Annotated in this window: 14 protein-coding genes, 1 tRNA gene and 2 pseudogenes; 7 read left to right on the top strand and 10 right to left on the bottom strand. The window is 70.1% G+C overall.

Going from position 1 to position 18,461, the window contains the following annotated elements:
• The first annotated feature begins 52 nt into the window (after positions 1-52).
• The 4 genes and pseudogenes from OG422_RS16525 to OG422_RS16510 form a co-directional block, all read left to right on the top strand.
• Positions 53-139: transfer RNA gene (locus OG422_RS16525), tRNA-Ser, on the top strand.
• 1,462 nt (positions 140-1,601) lie between these two features.
• A complete protein-coding gene (locus OG422_RS16520) occupies positions 1,602-2,105 on the top strand; it encodes an FG-GAP-like repeat-containing protein (RefSeq protein WP_405743519.1) in 504 nt (167 codons plus the stop codon).
• A 570-nt stretch (positions 2,106-2,675) separates the two neighbouring features.
• The gene (locus OG422_RS16515; protein ID WP_405743518.1) at positions 2,676-3,206 is read left to right on the top strand and encodes a hypothetical protein; all 531 of its coding nucleotides are present in this window, start codon (positions 2,676-2,678) and stop codon (positions 3,204-3,206) included.
• A 136-nt stretch (positions 3,207-3,342) separates the two neighbouring features.
• Positions 3,343-3,566, top strand: a pseudogene (locus OG422_RS16510) (IS630 family transposase); the annotation flags it as partial.
• Between the two features lie 252 nt (positions 3,567-3,818).
• On the opposite strand, the pseudogene OG422_RS16505 reads toward OG422_RS16510, so the two are convergent.
• A pseudogene (locus OG422_RS16505) lies at positions 3,819-4,049 on the bottom strand (hypothetical protein); the annotation flags it as partial.
• A gap of 176 nt (positions 4,050-4,225) precedes the next feature.
• Entirely contained in the window at positions 4,226-4,693 is a 468-nt protein-coding gene (locus OG422_RS16500; protein WP_143943229.1) for a hypothetical protein, read from the bottom strand.
• Between the two features lie 478 nt (positions 4,694-5,171).
• Between OG422_RS16500 and OG422_RS16495 the strand changes: the two genes are divergently transcribed.
• Positions 5,172-5,858 carry a DUF4232 domain-containing protein gene (locus OG422_RS16495; RefSeq protein ID WP_405743517.1) on the top strand — a complete coding sequence of 229 codons (687 nt, stop codon included), beginning with the start codon at positions 5,172-5,174 and terminating at the stop codon, positions 5,856-5,858.
• Positions 5,859-5,931: 73 nt separating this feature from the next.
• Here the strand turns inward: OG422_RS16495 and OG422_RS16490 are convergent, their stop codons facing one another.
• From OG422_RS16490 to OG422_RS16480, 3 genes are all read right to left on the bottom strand, one after another.
• The gene (locus OG422_RS16490; protein WP_251076777.1) at positions 5,932-6,363 is read right to left on the bottom strand and encodes a hypothetical protein; all 432 of its coding nucleotides are present in this window, start codon (positions 6,361-6,363) and stop codon (positions 5,932-5,934) included.
• A 262-nt stretch (positions 6,364-6,625) separates the two neighbouring features.
• Positions 6,626-7,324 (bottom strand): hypothetical protein, encoded by a 699-nt coding sequence (locus tag OG422_RS16485; RefSeq protein WP_405743516.1) that lies wholly within the window; start codon positions 7,322-7,324, stop codon positions 6,626-6,628.
• A gap of 857 nt (positions 7,325-8,181) precedes the next feature.
• Positions 8,182-8,850, bottom strand: coding sequence for a hypothetical protein (locus OG422_RS16480; protein WP_405743515.1), 669 nt, complete (start codon positions 8,848-8,850; stop codon positions 8,182-8,184).
• A gap of 310 nt (positions 8,851-9,160) precedes the next feature.
• Between OG422_RS16480 and OG422_RS16475 the strand changes: the two genes are divergently transcribed.
• On the top strand, positions 9,161-9,670 hold the full coding sequence (locus OG422_RS16475) for a hypothetical protein (protein WP_405743514.1): 510 nt from the start codon (positions 9,161-9,163) through the stop codon (positions 9,668-9,670).
• 81 nt (positions 9,671-9,751) lie between these two features.
• On the opposite strand, the gene OG422_RS16470 is transcribed toward OG422_RS16475, so the two are convergent.
• On the bottom strand, positions 9,752-11,722 hold the full coding sequence (locus tag OG422_RS16470; RefSeq protein ID WP_405743513.1) for a serine/threonine-protein kinase: 1,971 nt from the start codon (positions 11,720-11,722) through the stop codon (positions 9,752-9,754).
• Positions 11,723-12,050: 328 nt separating this feature from the next.
• Here OG422_RS16470 and OG422_RS16465 point away from each other — a divergent pair, with 328 nt between their 5' ends.
• Positions 12,051-12,641, top strand: coding sequence for a TetR/AcrR family transcriptional regulator (locus OG422_RS16465; RefSeq protein ID WP_405743512.1), 591 nt, complete (start codon positions 12,051-12,053; stop codon positions 12,639-12,641).
• Positions 12,642-12,712: 71 nt separating this feature from the next.
• Here the strand turns inward: OG422_RS16465 and OG422_RS16460 are convergent, their stop codons facing one another.
• The 4 genes from OG422_RS16460 to argG form a co-directional block, all read right to left on the bottom strand.
• Entirely contained in the window at positions 12,713-14,542 is a 1,830-nt protein-coding gene (locus OG422_RS16460) for an SPFH domain-containing protein (RefSeq protein ID WP_405743511.1), read from the bottom strand.
• Positions 14,542-15,963 (bottom strand): TIR domain-containing protein, encoded by a 1,422-nt coding sequence (locus OG422_RS16455; RefSeq protein ID WP_405743510.1) that lies wholly within the window; start codon positions 15,961-15,963, stop codon positions 14,542-14,544. Before OG422_RS16455 ends, OG422_RS16460 begins: the two co-directional genes overlap by 1 nt.
• Before the next feature lie 12 nt (positions 15,964-15,975).
• A complete protein-coding gene (locus OG422_RS16450; RefSeq protein WP_405743509.1) occupies positions 15,976-16,575 on the bottom strand; it encodes a toll/interleukin-1 receptor domain-containing protein in 600 nt (199 codons plus the stop codon).
• Positions 16,576-16,904: 329 nt separating this feature from the next.
• Positions 16,905-18,350: an argininosuccinate synthase gene (argG, locus tag OG422_RS16445; protein WP_143942293.1), complete on the bottom strand. Its 1,446-nt coding sequence runs from the start codon at positions 18,348-18,350 to the stop codon at positions 16,905-16,907.
• Positions 18,351-18,461 lie beyond the last annotated feature (111 nt).

Below are 18,461 nucleotides of genomic sequence, written 5' to 3'. Positions count from 1 at the left end.
CCCCCGGGATCCGATTTCGGAACACGGCCCCCCTTGGGCTAAGCTCTCTCCCGGTAGCGTGTCCGAGCGGCCGAAGGAGCGCGCCTCGAAAGCGCGTGAGGGGGCAACTCCTCCGTGGGTTCAAATCCCACCGCTACCGCTCATAAACACCCCTCTGATCTGCGGAAACGCGGTCAGGGGGGTGTTTTGCTCGCTGCACGTGCAGCGAGATTCGCTGCGCAGCGCTCCCGACGAGACCGCAGCTGCCCTCAACTCCCCGGCACGCATCCCCCGGTGGGGCCCCGCCATGGCCCTCTCCACCGGCACGGAGCCCCAGCCGTCCAGCCCTCTCACGCAGCAGTGGTCACCGATTGCAGTCGATGACTTGCGCGACGTGATCCGTAAGGGAAGCCCTGGGTGCCCGGACAGGACACCCCCGGCGATGGGGTCGAGGATCACCCGCGGCACCGAGTACGCCGACCTCGGCGGCGAATGCTTCCTCGAACGCGCTGGCACATTCGTGCCACCCGCGGCCTTGTCAGTCAGCTCGTCCGGCTCGGCTGCCGGGTCAAGCTTCCGCCTGCGGCGGTCACACGATGGTCTGACCTGCACCGGCGGAGGATTTTCGGGCGGGACGCGCTCGGGAAACCACTGCCGCACCATCTCCTGTTTCCCGACCGGGCCGGAAGAAGACAACGTCAGCTCGTTATTTCGAAGTTCGGCCCGACGTGGTGCAACACCAGGCCAGAGCGGCTTTCCCGGGAGAATTCGGAGCCGTGATGCCGAGCCGCCGAGGCCGGTGGACGTGCTGAGCGCGTGGTCCATCCGCCCTGGCCGGTCGGCTGTCGAATGGTACGGAACGCGTGGTGCGAGGTGGGGCCGGATAGCGATGGTCCGTGAACCGTGTGCGTCGCTCTGGCGTCTCCTCCGGTCGGCGGGGCCGGCGACCGCTCGCTCGGTATCCGTGAACACGGTGCCACTACGGCGAGTCGGCGGCCCCGGCGGGTCGCCCGTGCCGTCCGGCGCGGTGCCGGAGCCGACCACGTACCGGTGGAGTTCCCCCGGGAGGGGACGCCGGACCAGCCGTCCGTGCCGTCCCTCAGCCACGACGTCACTGTGACCGCGTTGCGGCGCACCAACCGGGGAATTCAGCGCAACGTGAACGGCACATGGGGGGTGGGCGACCGCCCAACCCGCCTCCGCATGCGCAACACGCGCGCGGGTGCCCAGGTCCTCAGGTTCCTCGGCGGCGGCAGCGGAGGTGCCCGCTCCGCTCGCAGCGCCGGGGAGATCTGCGCCTCCCTCAGCCCTGACGCCCAACAGGACCAGACCTCCCGGATCGTGGACGGTCCGTGTGACAACCCGCGGGCGCAGTGGACGCTCACCGACGCCATCGAGGACGTGGACGTGGGGCGGAACGAGATCAGTGAGGGGGCGCAGCGGTGGCGGAACGTGGCCATCCCTTATCTCTGCATGGGCCGGTACGCCGAGCAGGTGATCGCGGAGACGTGCACCGATGACCCCCACCAGCACTGGCGGGACAACCCCGTCGGCCCGCCCGAGGACTGGTCGACGGACGCCGACGACATCCGCCTGGAATCGCCTTGTACCACGGCAGTCGTGTGGCCCGCATCACAGACTCACCCGGCGGTCGCCATACGGCCAACCCGGCAGGTGACGGTGTCCCGCAGGAGGCCATCCGGTTCGCCGATGTCAACGGGGACGGCCGCGACGACCTTCTCAGGGTCGGCGAGAACGGCTCCATCCACGCCTACTACAACCTTTCCGGGGACAGCAGCAGCGGGTGGCGTTGGGAGGAGCACCGCAACTGGGCGCCCGGCGTCTTTTACGGCTCCCGGAGCATGCTGCGTCTGGCGGACGTCAACGGTGGCGGCAGGGCCGACTACCTCATGGTCGGCAAGCGCGGGGCCGTGCACGCCTACCTCAACAACGGCGACAAGGCCCGCCGGCGCTTCACCGAACACCGGTACTTCGTCAAGGAGACCGGATACCCCGGTGACAAGGTGGCGTTCCGCGACATCAGCGGTGACGGCAAGGCCGACTACGTCGTCGTCTACGGCGGCGGTTCCGTCCGGGCCTGGCTCAACCGGGGCGGCAACATGTAGCGCCCACACCGGATGAACCCTCCCGGCCGGGGCCTGGTGGCTGCATGCACCAGGCCCCGGCCGGGGCCGTCCTGGCCCTTCTCCCGTGCAGAACGCCAACGTCTGGCGAAACGCGTACGGCGGGCACAGGTCGAAGGACCGCCTCTCCCCGCCCCCGGCCAACAACCCTCGCCCGGCGCCGCCGACTTCTCCTACGGCGGATACGAGATCCACTGGCCCTAAGGGCTGTCCCGTAATCCTTGGTGGATCAGCGCGCGGCGTCAGATGCGGTGCATCGCAAGGCGGAGGGGCGTCCGGATACTGGGTGTATCCGGACGTTCCGACAACGCGGCGAGGTGCCGTAGCTGTCGTCGCGCGCCCGCCAAGGATTACGGGACAGCCCTTAGCGGTCACACACAGCCTCAAGTGCCGGATCAGGCAACCTTTACCCTGTCGCTGCTGTGGCCCGAACGGGGATTCGGGTCCCAGAGCACAGCTCCGGCTGCACCACGGGGATTCTTGACCCGCGGCGGCCCTCGCCAAGTGAAGAAACCCGATCGGCGGGCTGCTGCTCCGTCTAGGGTGTCGATCATGTTCAAGTCAGGGGTGGGGTTTCTCGCGTTGTTCGGGCTCGGTTGGTGGCTGCTGGGCACGAGCGCATTCGAGGGGTTGGTGTGGCCGGTCGTGTCTGGTTGCGCCGTAGCGGTGGGGCTGATGTTCGCCGCACGCCGATTTCTGCCCGCGTCGGCGGGCGCGCCGTTCCCCGCCGATCGGGGCCGGAAGTTCCATCAGATCAACGGTCTTCAGTGGCTGCTGATCGTTGTCATCGCCGTTGTGTGCGGTCGAGCAGGGGTGCCGGTTCTCATTCCTCCGATGGTCGCGCTCGTCGTCGGGCTCCACTTCCTGCCGTTGGCCTCGGTGTTCGAGCAGCCCCGACTGCGGGTACCGGCAGCCCTGCTGATCGCGGCGGGGGCGGCGGGCATGACCGTGTGGCTTGCCGACGGCCCGGACAAGACCGTCCGCCTCGTGGTGGGCCTCATCTCCGCGCTCTCCCTGTGGGGCACGGCAATCTGGACAGTGATGGGGGCGGCATCCGCTGCCTCACATGGTGTCAGGGAGTGAGAGTGCCGGGCAGCAGGTGATGGGCATCCTGCCTGGGTGGCAGAACGGGTGCGGGTCCGAGAGATCGATGACGATGAGGGGCGGCTGCTGCGGATCATTCGCAGGGGCACCGGGTCGGTGATGACCTGGCGGTGGGAAGGCCCGGGTCGAGCACCTCTACGCGATCGCCGACGGCGAGGTCATACCCGAGGACGGCGAGCCCGAAGTCGTCTTCTGCATGGACGAGTTCGGGCCGCTCAACCTGATGCCGCCCCGGGCAGGCAAGGGGCCGAGCGCGGCGGCAAGCACAAAGACCCGGGCCGTGAACCACGCCGACGACCAACGCCTACGCGCCGTCGTCAACAGGGCAAACGTTGCCTGATCTGGTACTGGTCACAATCCGTGACCAGAGCGAGGGCGGCGAACAGGCTTTTCCCGTTCTCGGGAAAGTCGCTTGCTCCTGCACATATTCGCGGCTGCGAGGCTCCCCGTACCGCGGCACACGGATGTAACGAGCTGTGTTGCATATGCAGCACGGACCGTGATTGAACGGCATCGAACACCACCCAACGACACCCCGGCGGAGCAAGGTTCACCGATCAGCTCTGCCTCGGCGGTGACCCAGCATGTGAGCTCGGTCTTGCGGATCCCGCCACCGACGACCACGACATCCCACGGGCGATGGGTCAACGAGGCGACCAGGGTGGACTCGGCTGTTTCGTCCGGCACCACCAGCGTCATGGCTGCGTCGATGCCGTGCTCGCCGAACCGGACCAGCTCCGCATCGAGAGCCGTGCGAAGAGCCTCCCCGTCGACACCGGGTATCGCTTGCGGGTCGTAACCAACAACAAGTGCAGAGGACATGCGGGCAACCTACCGAACCCTGCCCGAGCGTGATCCGCCGGAAACGCCCTGGGTGGGACCGCCGCATACAGCTCCCAGCAAGGTGAGCTCGAAGAGCAAGGCAGGTCTCCCGCGGCCGGTGAGCCGAACCGAGTTTTGCCGGACCGGGAGTAGCCCGCCCCGGCAAAACTCGCAGTTCAGCTTCGGCTCAGAACCTTCCCACCGGGAGTGACCCGAATACCGGTGCCCTTGATCTTCTTTCCACCTGTGGCGTTGACCCAAAAGTCAACGTACTTCACACTCTTGTAGGATTTTGCAGCTACGGCCGCATCGAAGCCGCCATTTCCCTTGTTCTTCTTTCCTGACACATGAGTGGTGACGCCCTTGGTGTTGACGTAGGTGACGGTGACCTTCGGCGTGCATGCGCCATTCGTCAGCGCACCCGACCCGTACAGCATGGCGCCGATGAAGACGTGCTTCCCGTGGTATCCGGGGTAGCCCAGCGTGTCGGCGGTGGCGTAGTTGTAGGCACAGAACCCGTTGCCTTTTACCGCCCCCTGGTGCTGGGCGTAGTGCGGTCCCTCAGCGAAGGCCGAGGTGGCCGTGCCGAAGACGGCTGCGGCGCCGAGTGCAACTGCGGCGAGCGCCTTCTTTTTCCCGTTCATGGAACAGACTCCTGGGCTGGTGACCGGCTTCTCAAAGGCCCACTTCAGGGAGATCCGAGATTCCCGTATTTCGCATGCGCCTCTCGCGACTTACCGATCCCCCTCGGTGGACATGGCTACGCTATGCGCGACTCGACATGCCTCAACAGGATTTGATGAAAACCTGAGATTCTTTTATGGCCCGACCCCTGGCAGTGCGCCTTTCCCAGCCGACGGCGCTGACCGAGGGTGGGAAAGTCCTGTGCAACGGCGACGCTCCGGGCAGACGGGTTCTCGACCAAGATCCCCCGTGCCGCGGTAGGAGATCGGGACGCGGTGGCGGCATCCAGGACGCCCGCAATCGTCGTGCTCGACCGCGGAGCGTCCGCGGGACGTGAGTGAGGCGTTTCCAGAACGTCAGTGGCCCCGGGAAAAGTGGTGTGCACACGGCGGGAACGACCGAAGAAAAGTCCCGCACACAAGCGCAGGGGACCCGATCATGCGTACTTCCCGGATTCGTACCGCCGCTCTGGCCACCGTCACCGCCGCGCTGGCGCTGGGCCTGACCGCCTGCGGCGGCGCCGACGGCGGCTCGAAGGCGGCGGGCGGCGACAACGCCGCCGGTACCGCGCAGAGCCGGTCCGCGTCCACCGGGGACGTCAAGGGCGGCGCCAACAGCGGCGGTGACACCAAGGAGAACGCCCGCTCGACGACCGCCTCGGGCGGGACGGACGAGGCCGGGGGCCAGGACGCGGCCGACGCCCAGCCGTGCGTCGGCGACGAGCTGATGGTCACCGCGGAGCACCGGTTCGCCGGGCAGCAGGGCGACCACCTGCTGGTCACCGCGTCGAACGAGGGCGACAAGCCGTGCTGGGTGACCTCGTACCCGTCCGTGAAGCTCGGCGATGACGTCGACGGCGCCGCGCTGCCGCACTCGAAGAAGGACGACCAGGGCGGCGACGCGCACCTCACGCTCCAGCCCGGCGGCAAGGTCTACAGCGCGGTGAACCTCTTCGACTACGGCTCGAACCACCACACCGCCACCTCGTTCGCCATGGCGCTGCGCGGTGCGGACGGTGCCGACGGCCCCTCCTACTCCGTCGACTCCAAGGGCGAGAAGCCGCAGTTCAGCTGGAGCGAGGCCGACGTGCTGAACTGGAACACCAAGAAGCCGTACGACTTCTGACAGGTCGCCAGTTGGCACCGACCATGAGGCCCCGTGCTGCCTGGGCAGCACGGGGCCTCATGGTCGGTGCCGTTCAATGGGCGCTTCTGGCCCCGGGATGGGCCGTTCTGGCCAGTGTCCAGAGGATGAGGAGGTCGAAGACCATCATGATGATGGACCAGACCGGGTAGTACGGGACGAACATGAACTGGGTGACCACGCTGATTCCCGCCAGTGCGATACCGGCGCCGCGGCCCCACGCCTTGTGGAGGAGCACGCCGATACCGGCGATGAAGAGGCCCACGCCGATCACCAGGTGGATCCAGCCCCATGAGGTGAGGTCGAACCGGTAGGCGTAGTGGGGCGGGGAGAACATGGTGTCGCTCGCGATACCGGTGACCCCTTGGAGAATGCTGAGCGGGCCGCTCACCGTCAGCGCCACACCGGCGAACATGGCGCCTTTGTCCGCGACCGCTGCATCGTCGTAGGCACTCGGCCGCCGCCCTTCGTCGGGCATCGCTGCCATGCCGCCACCTCCCTGTCCGGCGCGGTCGCCGGCGCACACCGCATGTGTGAGGCGAGCCACGCTCTCCTGCCAGCGTCGCGTCAATCCTCCGAAGCCGCGACCGCAGGCCGCCCGGGGGCGCGTACAGCCGCCGTACGGATACTCCATTCGGGGTACCCGTACGGGATGCGGGCACACCGGCACCAACGGAAAGAACCGCCCCCGACCTGCGAGAACAGGTCAAGGACGGTGGGGCGCGGCCGGGTGGGGTTCCCCGGGGCGGTCAGGGTGCGGGGGTCAGGGCGGACTCGAAGTGGTGGTTGGTGCGGCAGCCGAGGTTCTCGTAGCTGTTGACCTTGGTGTCGGGGTCGGTCTTCACCAGGCGGTACTTGCAGGCGCGCTTGATGTACTCACCGCGGATGCCGCCGGGGAAGTCGATTTCCTTGTTCCACAGGTACGGCGACTCGTAGCCGTTGAGGTGGGCGGTGGCGTTCACGTCGATGCCGCCCGGGGCCTCGATCTCGTAGACCCAGCCCGTCTTCTCCGCGCCGTACGTGGCGAACTTCTCGGCCACCCACTTCTCGCAGCTGGTGCTGAGGTGTGCGGTGTTCTGGCCGCCGCCCTTGACGATGTACTCGGCCAGCGGCGTGAGGCTCTCGCCGCGCGGGGTGAAGCCGTCGTCGAAGATCTGCTGGGTGTTCTCGCGGGTGTCGCCGCGCCACAGGGTCTGGCTGTCGTCGCGCCACTGCCAGTTCTCGTCGCCCTCGGCATGCCGCACGGCCGGGAAGATGGCGGGCTCGGCGGTCGTACGCCACCAGTCGAACGCGCGGAAGCCGTGGACCGGGCCGCACGGTCCGGTGTCGGGGGCCGGGGCCTTCGCGGCGACCGTGCGGGCGGCGGTCGCGTCGGCGGGGGCGGTGAAGGTCAGGGAGGCGGCGGCGAGAGCCGTGGCGGAGAGGACGCGCAGAGCGGCCTTCAACATGGTGAGAGCCCGTCAGTCGATCAATAGGACGGGCTCTTTATAGATTCCGCGTCTCCCGGGCCGCCGGGAATGGCGACCGCGTCACCCCCAAGGGGGAACGGCGATACCGGCCCACCCCGAGGCGTGGTAGCGGGCCTCACGCCCGCTTGTCGTGGTAGCCGTCGCCGTTGGCGAGGCCGATGCGGTGCGGGAGAGGCCACTGCCGGGCCGTTGCCCTCCGGGGAGCGCGAACTGCCCGCTCTCCGGACCGGAGGCCCTCACGCGACACGGTGACCTCGCAGGTGTGCGGGCGGGGCCGCGACCGCCCCGCCCGCACATGCGGATGAACCGCGATGTTCCGTTGACGCTCACTCCTTCTCGTGAACGGAAACTCCGCATACCTCTATCCGGCTTCCGATCCGACGCTTTGCCGGGCCCGATCCGGCCGATTTCGCCACCAGCCCCAGATCGTGATCCTGTTCAGCCCTCTGCGCCGTCGTGCACAGCTCCCGCACTCCTGGATTCGAGCACGGCGGGTGAGGGCCGCGATCGCATCTCCCAGACCGACCGCGCGCTGACGCATCTGTGGAGATCCCGAATGCGGGATTTGACTTTCCAGACCTTCCCACGTCAGGGGAAGTCCGGGGACGGGCTGGATCCGCTCTCTTTCGCTCGGGCTCAGCTTTCGTACGTCAGGATGGGCGAGGAGTTGCTCCATCATGCGCTGATCCGCAATTCCTACGTACGCGGTCCGGGTCCCGTGGACGAGGACCGCGTTCCCGACCTCGTACTTCGTCACCCGCGCGAGGCTCTCGCCGGCCGGCTGTTGAATGGGAACTTCCAGCCAGTGAATGGTACTCACGTGACTCTCTCCCGGTTCAGTTGTTGCAGCATCCGACAGCGATCCGGCACCACCACGTGCAGTCGCATGTGGCGCAGGCTGCGCACTTCACGACGCACAGGCCGCATCGCCCCGCGAGGCAGGCGAGGTATACGGCCCAGGTGGCCGGCGGGCACGTCATCGCGGCGCTGATGCACTGGCCCCCGCAGTCCGAGGAGCTGAGGCACGACTTCAACGCGTCCCACCAGCCGTCCACAGCCACCAACTGCCCACCGGTGTCGGTGACATGCTCCTCGACGTCGGTGAGGAAGTGGTCGGTTGTCGTGGTGAGGAGGAATACACGGTCCTGGCTGACGCCGGCGGGGGTTCCCTGCGTGGTGGCCACACACTCGGCCAGTTGTTGGTCTCCGACGGTGTGAGATTGCACAATCAAGCTGGAATGGATGCTGAGCACCTCTTGGGCGGGAGGGCTGGCCACTTCCTGGGGCACGGGAACGGGGGCGTCGAGATGGAACGTTCCGCTGGTGCCGAAGAACTGGGGTTCGGGCAGATCGGCAACGCTGCTCACACCGAGACGATCCAGCAGCGCGCTTCGCATGCTGGACATTTGCGAGTTTCCGCTGGCCAGGCGATTCCACTCCTGGCTCGCCTGCTCGGTGGAGAGGATCGCCAACTGATGCTCCCTCACCGTGGGGGTATTCGTCATGGAAACCTCATCTTTCCTGCCCAACCGGGCTGTTGCGGGTCGCCGGTGATTCCGACCTCTTGCTCAGAATGCACCCGACCCGAACACGCCGCATTTCGAACAACTCCGCATCGCTACAAGGCATTTGATGAGCACAGTTTGCAAACTAAGTTTTCGGTGATCAGGTCATGAATCCATGAATGGCGCGGGCACCGTTCCCGTGACGGCACGCCTGGAGTACGGCACGCGAACAAAGCTGCGCGAGTTGTTGCACCGTCAACGCGCTCGGAGACGCGAACTGGCAGCTGACGAGCGGTGGAGCACCAGGGGGATGGGTCGCCGCGAGGCGTCCGCGGTACGCGTCGCCTGGCGGCACGAACTGGCGGAGATGAGGGAACGCGGTCAGCTCTTGGACTCACTTGACGCCCTGGCCACCCTGGGCGTCCGTCGCGAGTTGGAGGCCCGGGACTGGGACCGCCCCTGGCCGGCCTGTCCGCCACAGGCTCGCGACCTCGGGCGGTGGCCGGGATCGGCGGACGGCGGCTTTCCCGAGCAGCTGCCACTGCGGCTGCCGACGAGCCTGGAGAACCAGGTGCGTGCGGCGTGCTGGTACACGTCGTTCGAGGCGATCGAGGCACTGGAGGACTGGCGACGTCGATACCCCCGGGTCATACCGCGCCGGAGATGGGCGCCGGCCGGACTGGAGAGTGCTCTTGACGCCTATGACCAGCTGGCCGTGCGGGTGACCACAACCGGCGAGATCTGGCGCGCCGGGATCAAGCGCGGCATGGACGCCGCGGCCGGGCGCGAGGCCGTTGGTTCCGGGGGACGCCCTCGGTGAACCCGCCCTCGGCATCGGCATCGGGGCGGGCACCGCGCATCGGGGCAGGCGCCGCGTACCGGGGCGGGCGCCGCAGGAGGCTCACGCGCGCTTGTAGTAGTAGCCGTTGCCGCTCGCGGCGCCCACGTTGTGCTGGATGCCGCTGCCGTTGACGGTGAAGTACGACGGGTCGAGTTGGGCGGAGCAGTAGCCGGGGTTGGGGCCGACGAGCTTCGCGGCGCCGACGTTGATGCGGCGGCTCGTCGCGGAGGTCACCTCGGCCTGGTAGGGGCAGCTGTTGTAGGGGAAGTCGGACATGCGGACCGTGCCCGAGCGGGAGATGGTGAGGGAGCCCGGCTGTCCGGTGTTGTACGACTCGCCGAAGGTCCAGCTGCCCACGAAGGACGACGGGACCGTGCTGCCGCCGCCCGCGCCGCCGCCGCCGGAGGTGCCGGACCCGGTCCCGCCCGGCGTGCCGCCGCCACCGCCGCCGGATGAGGTGTCCGAGCCGGAGCCGCCGCCCGCCGGGGTTGCCGCACCGGCGTCCGCATCCCGCCCGTTCCGGCCGTCCCTGCCGTCCTCGCCCTTACCCCCGTCCTTCGTGTCGCCCCCGCCTCCCTTACCGGGGTCGTTCCCGTCCTTCCCCTTGGGCGCGTGGGAGCCCTTGTCGCCCTTGCCGGGGGAGCCGCCCGATGCGGACGGCGACGCGGGGGTGGTGGTGGCCGGTGCGGCGGCAGAGGGCGGGGGCGTGGAGCGGCCGAACGGCTGAAGCACCGCGAGCGTGCCGCCGCCCACCGCCAGGACCATGACCACGGGGACGGAGACGGTCCACGCGCGGCGGCGTTCCCGCTCGGGCTTCCCGGGCTTCCCTTCGGGTTTCCCGGTGGCCGCCTCGTCCGCCGCGGCGACCGCGGGCGCCCCCGCCGGGTCCTGTCCGGGCTCCCGTACGGTCGCCGCGGGCGCGGGGACGTGCGCAGGCGCCGCCGGATGGAGCCCGACGGTCTGCCGGTCCGGGGCCTCCTCCCGTACCGGCGCGGCCTCCGCGTCCAGGAGCCGCGCCGACTGCCGGGCGAGGCGGCCCAGCACCTCCGGCGGCAGCCACGACGCCCCGGCCGGACGGCGGGACGCGGGGCCGGAGCCCGAGCCCGAGCCGGAACGGGGATCGGAGCCGGGCCCGCCACCGGCCCCACCACCGGACCCCCTCTCCGCCAACAGCTCACCCACAGAAGGCCGTTGCTCCGCCTCCTTGATCAGGCACCGGCCGATCAGCGCACGCAGCCCGGCGTCCCGGACCTCGTCCAGATCGGGCGTGCTCTCCACGATGTGGAACATCACCGCGTGCTGGTTGCTGACATCGCGGCCGAACGGGAGCGTGCCGGTGGCCGCGTATGTCAGGACGCAGCCGAGGGTGAACACATCGCTCTTGGGCCCCGCGGCGTTGCCGAGTATCTGCTCGGGGGACATGAAGCCCGGGGAGCCGATCACCATTCCCGTGCTGGTCAGCAGGGATTCGACGGAGGTGCCGACGGCGCGGGCGATGCCGAAGTCGATGACCTTGGGGGCGTCGGCCGTGAGCATGACGTTCGAGGGCTTGAGGTCGCGGTGGACGATTCCGGCGCCGTGGATGCCGTCCAGGGCGCGCAGCAGTCCGTCGGCGAGGGCGCGGACCGACGCGCCGGGGAGCGCGCCGTGGCCGCGGACGACCTGGTCGAGGGAGAGCCCGGGGACGTAGCCGGTGGCGACCCAGGGGAGCGGCTCGTCGGGGGCGGCGTCCAGTACGGGGGCGGTGTACCGCGCGCTCACCCGTCGCGCCGCGTCGATCTCGCGGCGGAAGCGGGCGCGGAACTGCCGGTCCGCGACGTGTTCCTCGTGGACGACCTTGACCGCGACGGTGCGGCCCGCGGCGGAGCGGGCGAGGTAGACGCGGCCCATGCCCCCGGCGCCGAGCCTGCCGAGCAGCAGGTAGGGGCCGATGCGGGCGGGGTCGGCCGCCGTCAGCGGGGTGAGGCCGCCGTCGCGGGCGTCCGCACCGTCCTCGCTGCCCTCGTGCGCGCCGTTGTGGACGTCGGTCATGGCCGTGTGATCCCCCGGGTCGTCCCCGCCGCCGAATCGGTGGGGAGAGGTCGTCGATGGAGCGGTGAAGTCGATGGAACGGTGAAGCGGTGAAGCGGTGGAGCGGTGAAGAGAAGGACGCCTTCGCGGCGCCGCGGGTTTCCGTACCGGCGAGGAGTACGGGCGCGGCGGACGCCGGGCCCGCCGCGCCGCGTCCGCACACCGCAGTGTGGAGCACGTGCCGACTTTCCGGAATAACTTCCGGAAAAAATTCCAGAAAATTCTTCTATGCTGGTCCGCGAGGCGCCCGCGGGGCGCCGGACCCCGAACCGGGAGCGAGGCGGCGGCGATGAGTCCGAAGCAGCAACGCGGCGCGGCCACCGCCGCGCAGGTCCTCGACCGTGCGCTGGAGATCTACGCGGCGGACGGCGAAGCGGGCCTCACCCTGGGGGCGATCACCTCGGCCAGCGGCGTCAGCGCGGGCAGCATCTACCACCACTTCGGCAGCCTGCCGGGCGTCCTGACCGCGCTGGCGCAGCGCTGGCTGGCGCGGCTGCTGGAGGAACTGACCGCCGCGCTGGGGCAGGCGGACGACGCGCGCTCCGGCGTCCACGCGGTGGTCCGGGTCTATCTGCGCTTCGTCCAGACGCACCCGGACGCGTCCCGGCTCCTGCACTCGGCCCCGGTGGACCGTGAGGTCATGGCGCGCGCCCCCCAGCTCCGCGGTTCGCAGGAGGCCCGCCTCGCCCCGCTCGGCGCCTGGCTCCGGGACCGCCAGGAGGCGGGCGAACTGGCCGACCTCCCGCTGCCCGTCCTCGAATCGCTGATCCTGGGGCCGGTGACGGGGCTCGCCCGCCGCTGGCTCTCCCTGGGGGACGTCGATCTCGACGCGGCCGCGCGGGAGACGCCGGAGCGGATCTGGCGGTCGGTCGGTCCGTGAGCCGGGCGGATGCCGACGGACGCCCGGGGTGGGCCACCTTCCCCCGTCATTGCGACCCGCCGGACGCCGCCTCACTCCTCGATCTCGCCGTCCTCCACCGCCTCCACCGTCTCCGCGTCGACGGCCGGTCCCCGCCCCTCGGGCAGTACGGGTGCCTCCTCCGCCCCGTCCAGCTGCTGTTCCGAACGGAGCGACTTGACCCGGTCCATCATCCGGGCCACCGCCGACATCGGCAGGGTGTCGATGTAGCTGGAGATGTCGCCGCCGCCGATGTAGCGGGGGACCTGCATACCGGAGATCTCCCTGATGATGCGGATCATCGCGACGTTGTCCCGGCCCAACGCCTCGATCTCCCCGTCGAGTTCCAGGGCGGCACGGCGCCGCTCGACAACCAGCCGCCGCTCCTCGATCGCCAACTCGATATCGGCGTTCTTCTGCTCATGGGCGAGCCATTCGCCCCGCTGCTCCGCCTCGAACGTCCGCTTCAGGGCGTCGTTGAGCGACTCGTCCTCGGCCCGGAACTCGCCGAGCGTGGTCAGCCGCGCCTCCACGCCCGCGGCCTCCAGGGCGGTGCGGACCTGCGCCGCGAGGTCGGTCCGGGTCTCCGCGTAGGTGCTCAGGAACTCCGAGACGGTGGAGGCGGCGGCGATCTCGTTGAAGTACGAGGCGACGGTCGCGCCGAGCACCCGCTCGACGAACCGCTGCACCGGGATCGGGTCGTTCTCCAGTCCGCCGAGGCCGGAGATCTGGGTGCCGCCGAACTCACGGATCAGCTGGGGCGCGGACTTCCGGGGGATCACCAGGGTCTGGCTCATCTCCACCGACAACCGGTGGCCCTGGACGGTGACGACGATCTGCCGCAGCTGTGCGTCGTAGTTCCGGGACGCCGACGCGGTCTTGTACATCCACTCCAGGATCAGCAGCCGGGTCGGGACCAGCATCACGCGGACGAACCAGGGGTTGAGGGTGTAGACGGGCCCCTCGCCGAGCGTCTCCGCCTGCACGCCGCGGCGCCCGCCGTTCTCCAGGAACACCCACGGCAGCTGGAAGCGCCGGTGCCCCGGCACCCGCGGCCCCAGCTCGTCGTCGGCGTCCTCCTCGGGGTCCGCACCGTCGAGCGTGACGACCACCCCGGTGAAGCCGACCGGGACGGTGATCTCCTGGAGGTGGTGGGTGGTCAGCCCGCTGCCGCGGAACCGTTCGGTGGTGACGTTGTCGGTGGTGACGACCTCGAACAGCGCCGGGTTGATGTCGTAGTACGAGCCGCCGGCCAGCACCGCCATCTGCCGGCCCTGCTCCCCTCCCCCGGCCAGGAACGCCTCCCCGTCCTGGAAGTTGTCGCACTCCACATGCGGCCCGAAAAACCGGTCCGGCGGCCGGATCCGGCCGTCCCTGGCGCTCACCAGCCCGATCGTCCCGGAGCCCACGTAGGTGCGCGGGGCCAGCTCGACGGTGAAGAGTGCGGCGTTGAGGTCGTAGGCGTGACCGCCGCTCAGCGTGACGGCCTGGACGCCCTGCTCGCCGCCGTTCAGCAGGAACGCCGCACCGTCCTGGAAGAAGTCGCACTCCACGGCCCGCCCGACGGTGCGACCGGGCGGTTTCTTCCGCCCTTCGCGGGCGGTGACCACACCGATGCTGTCCACCGGGATGCGCACCCGGGCGACGAAGGTGACCTCGTACAGGCCGGGCAGCAACCAGGTGTAGCGGTCCGGGAGGAGGGTGCGCGCCCACACGCCCCGCGAGGCGCGCGGGGTGATCCGCCGGAACTGCGCGTCGGCGCGCCCGTACCGCCGGGTGACGATGCCGACCTCGTCCGGGGGAACGACGACACGGCCGAACCACGCCAGGCTCACGAGGCCGACGAGGACGAGCAACGCCACGATGATCACGATCGGAGTCATCAGCGGACAATCCCCTCGTGGTGGAGGTGCAGATGGGTGGCCAGCACGGTCGCCGTCCACTGGTCGTACCAGTCCGGGAACCGTTCGTTCTGCGGATTGCGCAGCGTCGGGTAGAAGCCCGGGCGGCCGCCGGGCCCTGCCGCCGCGGTGAACTCCCGGTAGGAGCGCGGCACGCCGTCCGCCTCCGAGCCGCGCCAGCCGCAGGCGACCGACAGGGCCAGGAACTCCGCGTGCCGGGTGCCGCGTACCGTCGCCGTCCGCGCCTGTGCGGTGAAGCCCTGGCGGTCGTGGGAGTGGGTGGACCACAGCGCGTCGATGCCGGTGAGGACGCCGGTCGGCAGGCGCCGGGCGTCCCGGGCGCGCAGCCAGCCGTCGTCGAGGCGCCCGGCCGCCTCCAGCAGGAGTGAGGTGGTCAGCAGGTCGGCGTGGGCCCATTCGCCCTGCCGCAGTACATGGGCGAGCCCGTCGAGGGAGGTGGCCGCCGGGATGCGGACGGCGCGGACCGGGGGCCGGGCGAGCGGGGCGGGCAAGACGTCCGCGGGGTCGAGCGGGCGGCCCGCGGCGCGGGCGTCGTGCAGGCGGCGCAGCAGGGCGAGCTCGTCCGGGCCGGGCAGCCGGCCGTCCCGGGCGTCGAGGTACCAGGTGTGCGCCAGGTGGTAGTTGCGGTCGCCGTGGAGCAGGACGGGGAAGAAGGGCCGGTCGTGCAGCAGCCCTTCCAGGATCATCCGGGTGATGTCGTCGGAATCCTGGGACTGCGGGGACATGAGCACCACGACCGCGGTGGCGTACCGAAGGCGCTGCCGGATCGTCCAGAAGTGCGCGTCCCCGGGCCGCAGGTCACCGGCGGACCAGGTGGGGAGCCCGGCCGTGCGCACCTGTCCGGCGAGCGCCTGTCCGTAGGCGGCGTCGGCGGGGACGTAGCAGAGGACGACGCCGGGCTCGTCGGGCGGGGTGAGCGGCCGGGGCGGGGCGGGCAGGGCCGCCGCGAGGCTGTCCGCGTGCCCGGTGGCGGGGTCCGGGGCGTGGCCGAGGATGACGGCGGCGAGTTCGGCGACCTTGGCGTCGTACTCCTGGGCGCCGACGTCGCGGAAGTCGCGCCAGGTGCGGTTCGCGGCGAACGGCGGGAGCGTGACGTCGCCGAGGAGCAGCGGGATGAAGCGCAGGGCATGGCGGGCCCCGGCGGTGGCGAGGGCGGCGTACTCCTCGTGGGCGCGCGGTGAGGCGACCGACGCCGGGCTGATGAGCGCGAGGGCGTTGGCGGTGTCGCGGATCTCGGCCTCCAGCCGGTGCACGACCACATCGCCGGGGAGCAGGCTCCACTCGTCGAGGAAGACCCGGACACCGTGGGCGGCGAGCCGGGACGCCAACTCCGTTGCCCAGGCGGCATCTGCGGGTGCGTGGGAGAGGAACGCATCACTCATCGGCAGCCTCCGTCACGGCGCGGTACGGGGAGTGGCGCCGCCGCCCGGCGCCGCGGCCTCGTCCGGGCGGACGGCGCGGACGAGGGCGGCGAGCTGTGCGTCGAACGCGTCGGCGCCAAGGTCCCGCAGGTCGAGCGGCCGGCGGATCCGCGCGAACGGCGGGAGCAGCACGTCGTCGGTCAGGACGGGGACGAACCGCCGCCCGCCCGAGTGGTCCCGTTGCAACAGCGCCGCGTACTCGTCGCGGATCGCCGGGTCGGCCAAGGTGGCGCGGCTGAAGAGCAGCACCCCGTTGGCCGACGCGAGCAGCGCCCGCTCCTTCTCCAGGGACGCGACGAGCCCCGGGCCGATCCACGCGTCGAGGAAGACCTCAAGACCCGCGTCCCGCAGCCGGTCGGCGAGCCGCCGGGCCGTGTCGGCGTCCGCGTCGGCGTACGAGAGGAAGACGTCGTAGCCGGGTGCCGGATCGGGCACCGGGGGCTCGGGCACCGGCGGCTCGACCGGGTCCGGTGGCCGCCGTCGGCGGATCTGCCCGCGGACGGCTACGTATCCGAAGTACGTCGAGGCGAGGGCGGTGGCCCCACTGATCACCGCGATGACGTCGTCCAGCATCTCCACTGTCCAGCCCCCGTCCCCGTATCACGCCATCCATCACGCCATCGGTTCAGAGTAATGGGAGGGGCGGTGAAGGGGACATCAACTGACGTGATCTGCAAGGGAGTTGGGAGAGATAAGTGAAGCGGGAGAGAGGAGGGGAGCCAGAGGGAGAAGGGAAGTGTGGGGCTGAAGGGGCGGCGGGCGGTCTCGGAAGTGGTGCGGGTGGCCGCGGGAGATTGCCCTGCTCAGCCATGAGCCGCCGTCGAAGGCCCGGAACCGGCCGCCCCCGAACGCACACCGGGCCCCGCGGACCGAAGTCCACGGGGCCCGGTGACGGGAATCGCTCAGTCCGTGCCGGATTCCATCGCGGCGCGGTCCAGTGCCTCGTCCTCGGCGGAGACCTCGCCGCGGGAGGCGATGGCCTCGGCGCCGCCCTCGGGCATGGAGCCGATCAGGCCGGTCGCGGCGGCCTGGGCGGCGCCGACGGCGGGGCTGGTGGTGCCGATCAGGCCGATGCCGGCGTACTGCTCCAGCTTGGCGCGCGAGTCGGCGATGTCGAGGTTGCGCATGGTGAGCTGGCCGATCCGGTCGACGGGACCGAACGCCGAGTCCTCGGTGCGCTCCATGGACAGCTTGTCCGGGTGGTAGCTGAAGGACGGGCCGGTCGTGTCGAGGATCGAGTAGTCCTCGCCGCGCCGCAGCCGCAGGGTGACCTCGCCGGTGACGGCGGCGCCGACCCAGCGCTGGAGCGACTCGCGGACCATCAGGGCCTGCGGGTCCAGCCACCGGCCCTCGTACATGAGGCGGCCCAGGCGGCGGCCCTCGTTGTGGTACTGGGCGAGAGTGTCCTCGTTGTGGATCGCGTTGACCAGGCGCTCGTACGCGGCGTGCAGCAGGGCCATGCCGGGCGCCTCGTAGATGCCGCGGCTCTTGGCCTCGATGATCCGGTTCTCGATCTGGTCGGACATGCCCATGCCGTGGCGGCCGCCGACGGCGTTGGCCTCCATGACGAGGTCGACGGCGGAGCCGAACTCCTTGCCGTTGATCGTCACCGGGCGGCCCTGCTCGAAGCCGATCGTGACGTCCTCGGCGGGGATCTCGACCGACGGGTCCCAGAACTTGACACCCATGATCGGCTCGACCGTCTCCAGGGAGACGTTCAGGTGCTCCAGGGTCTTCGCCTCGTGGGTGGCGCCCCAGATGTTGGCGTCGGTGGAGTACGCCTTCTCGGTGCTGTCGCGGTAGGGGAGGTCGTGGGCGAGCAGCCACTCCGACATCTCCTTGCGGCCGCCGAGCTCCGTGACGAAGTCGGCGTCCAGCCACGGCTTGTAGATCCGCAGGTTCGGGTTGGCGAGCAGACCGTAGCGGTAGAACCGCTCGATGTCGTTGCCCTTGTACGTGGAGCCGTCGCCCCAGATCTGGACGTTGTCCTCCAGCATCGCCCGGACCAGGAGCGTGCCGGTGACGGCGCGGCCGAGCGGCGTGGTGTTGAAGTAGGGGCGACCGCCGGAGCGGATATGGAACGCGCCGCAGGTCAGCGCGGCCAGGCCCTCCTCGACCAGGGCGGCCCGGCAGTCGACCAGACGGGCGATCTCGGCCCCGTAGGTCTGCGCGCGGCCGGGCACCGAGGCGATGTCGGGCTCGTCGTACTGGCCGATGTCGGCGGTATAGGTGCACGGGACCGCGCCCTTGTCGCGCATCCACGCGACCGCGACCGAGGTGTCGAGGCCGCCCGAGAAGGCGATGCCGACGCGCTCACCGACGGGGAGGGAGGTAAGGACCTTGGACATAGGAAGAGTATGCAGTGTTTCGAATTTTCATGCAAGTACTGCCGCACTCCGCCCCACCCGGCCTCCTCCTCCCCACGCGCCCGGCACCTCCCCGCACCTGCCCGACCTGCG

It is taken from the genome of Streptomyces sp. NBC_01525 (assembly GCF_045040405.1).
In the GTDB taxonomy this organism is placed as follows: domain Bacteria; phylum Actinomycetota; class Actinomycetes; order Streptomycetales; family Streptomycetaceae; genus Streptomyces; species Streptomyces benahoarensis.
The sequence above is the reverse complement of the archived record's forward strand: the minus strand, read 5'-3'. Positions and strand labels throughout refer to the sequence as shown.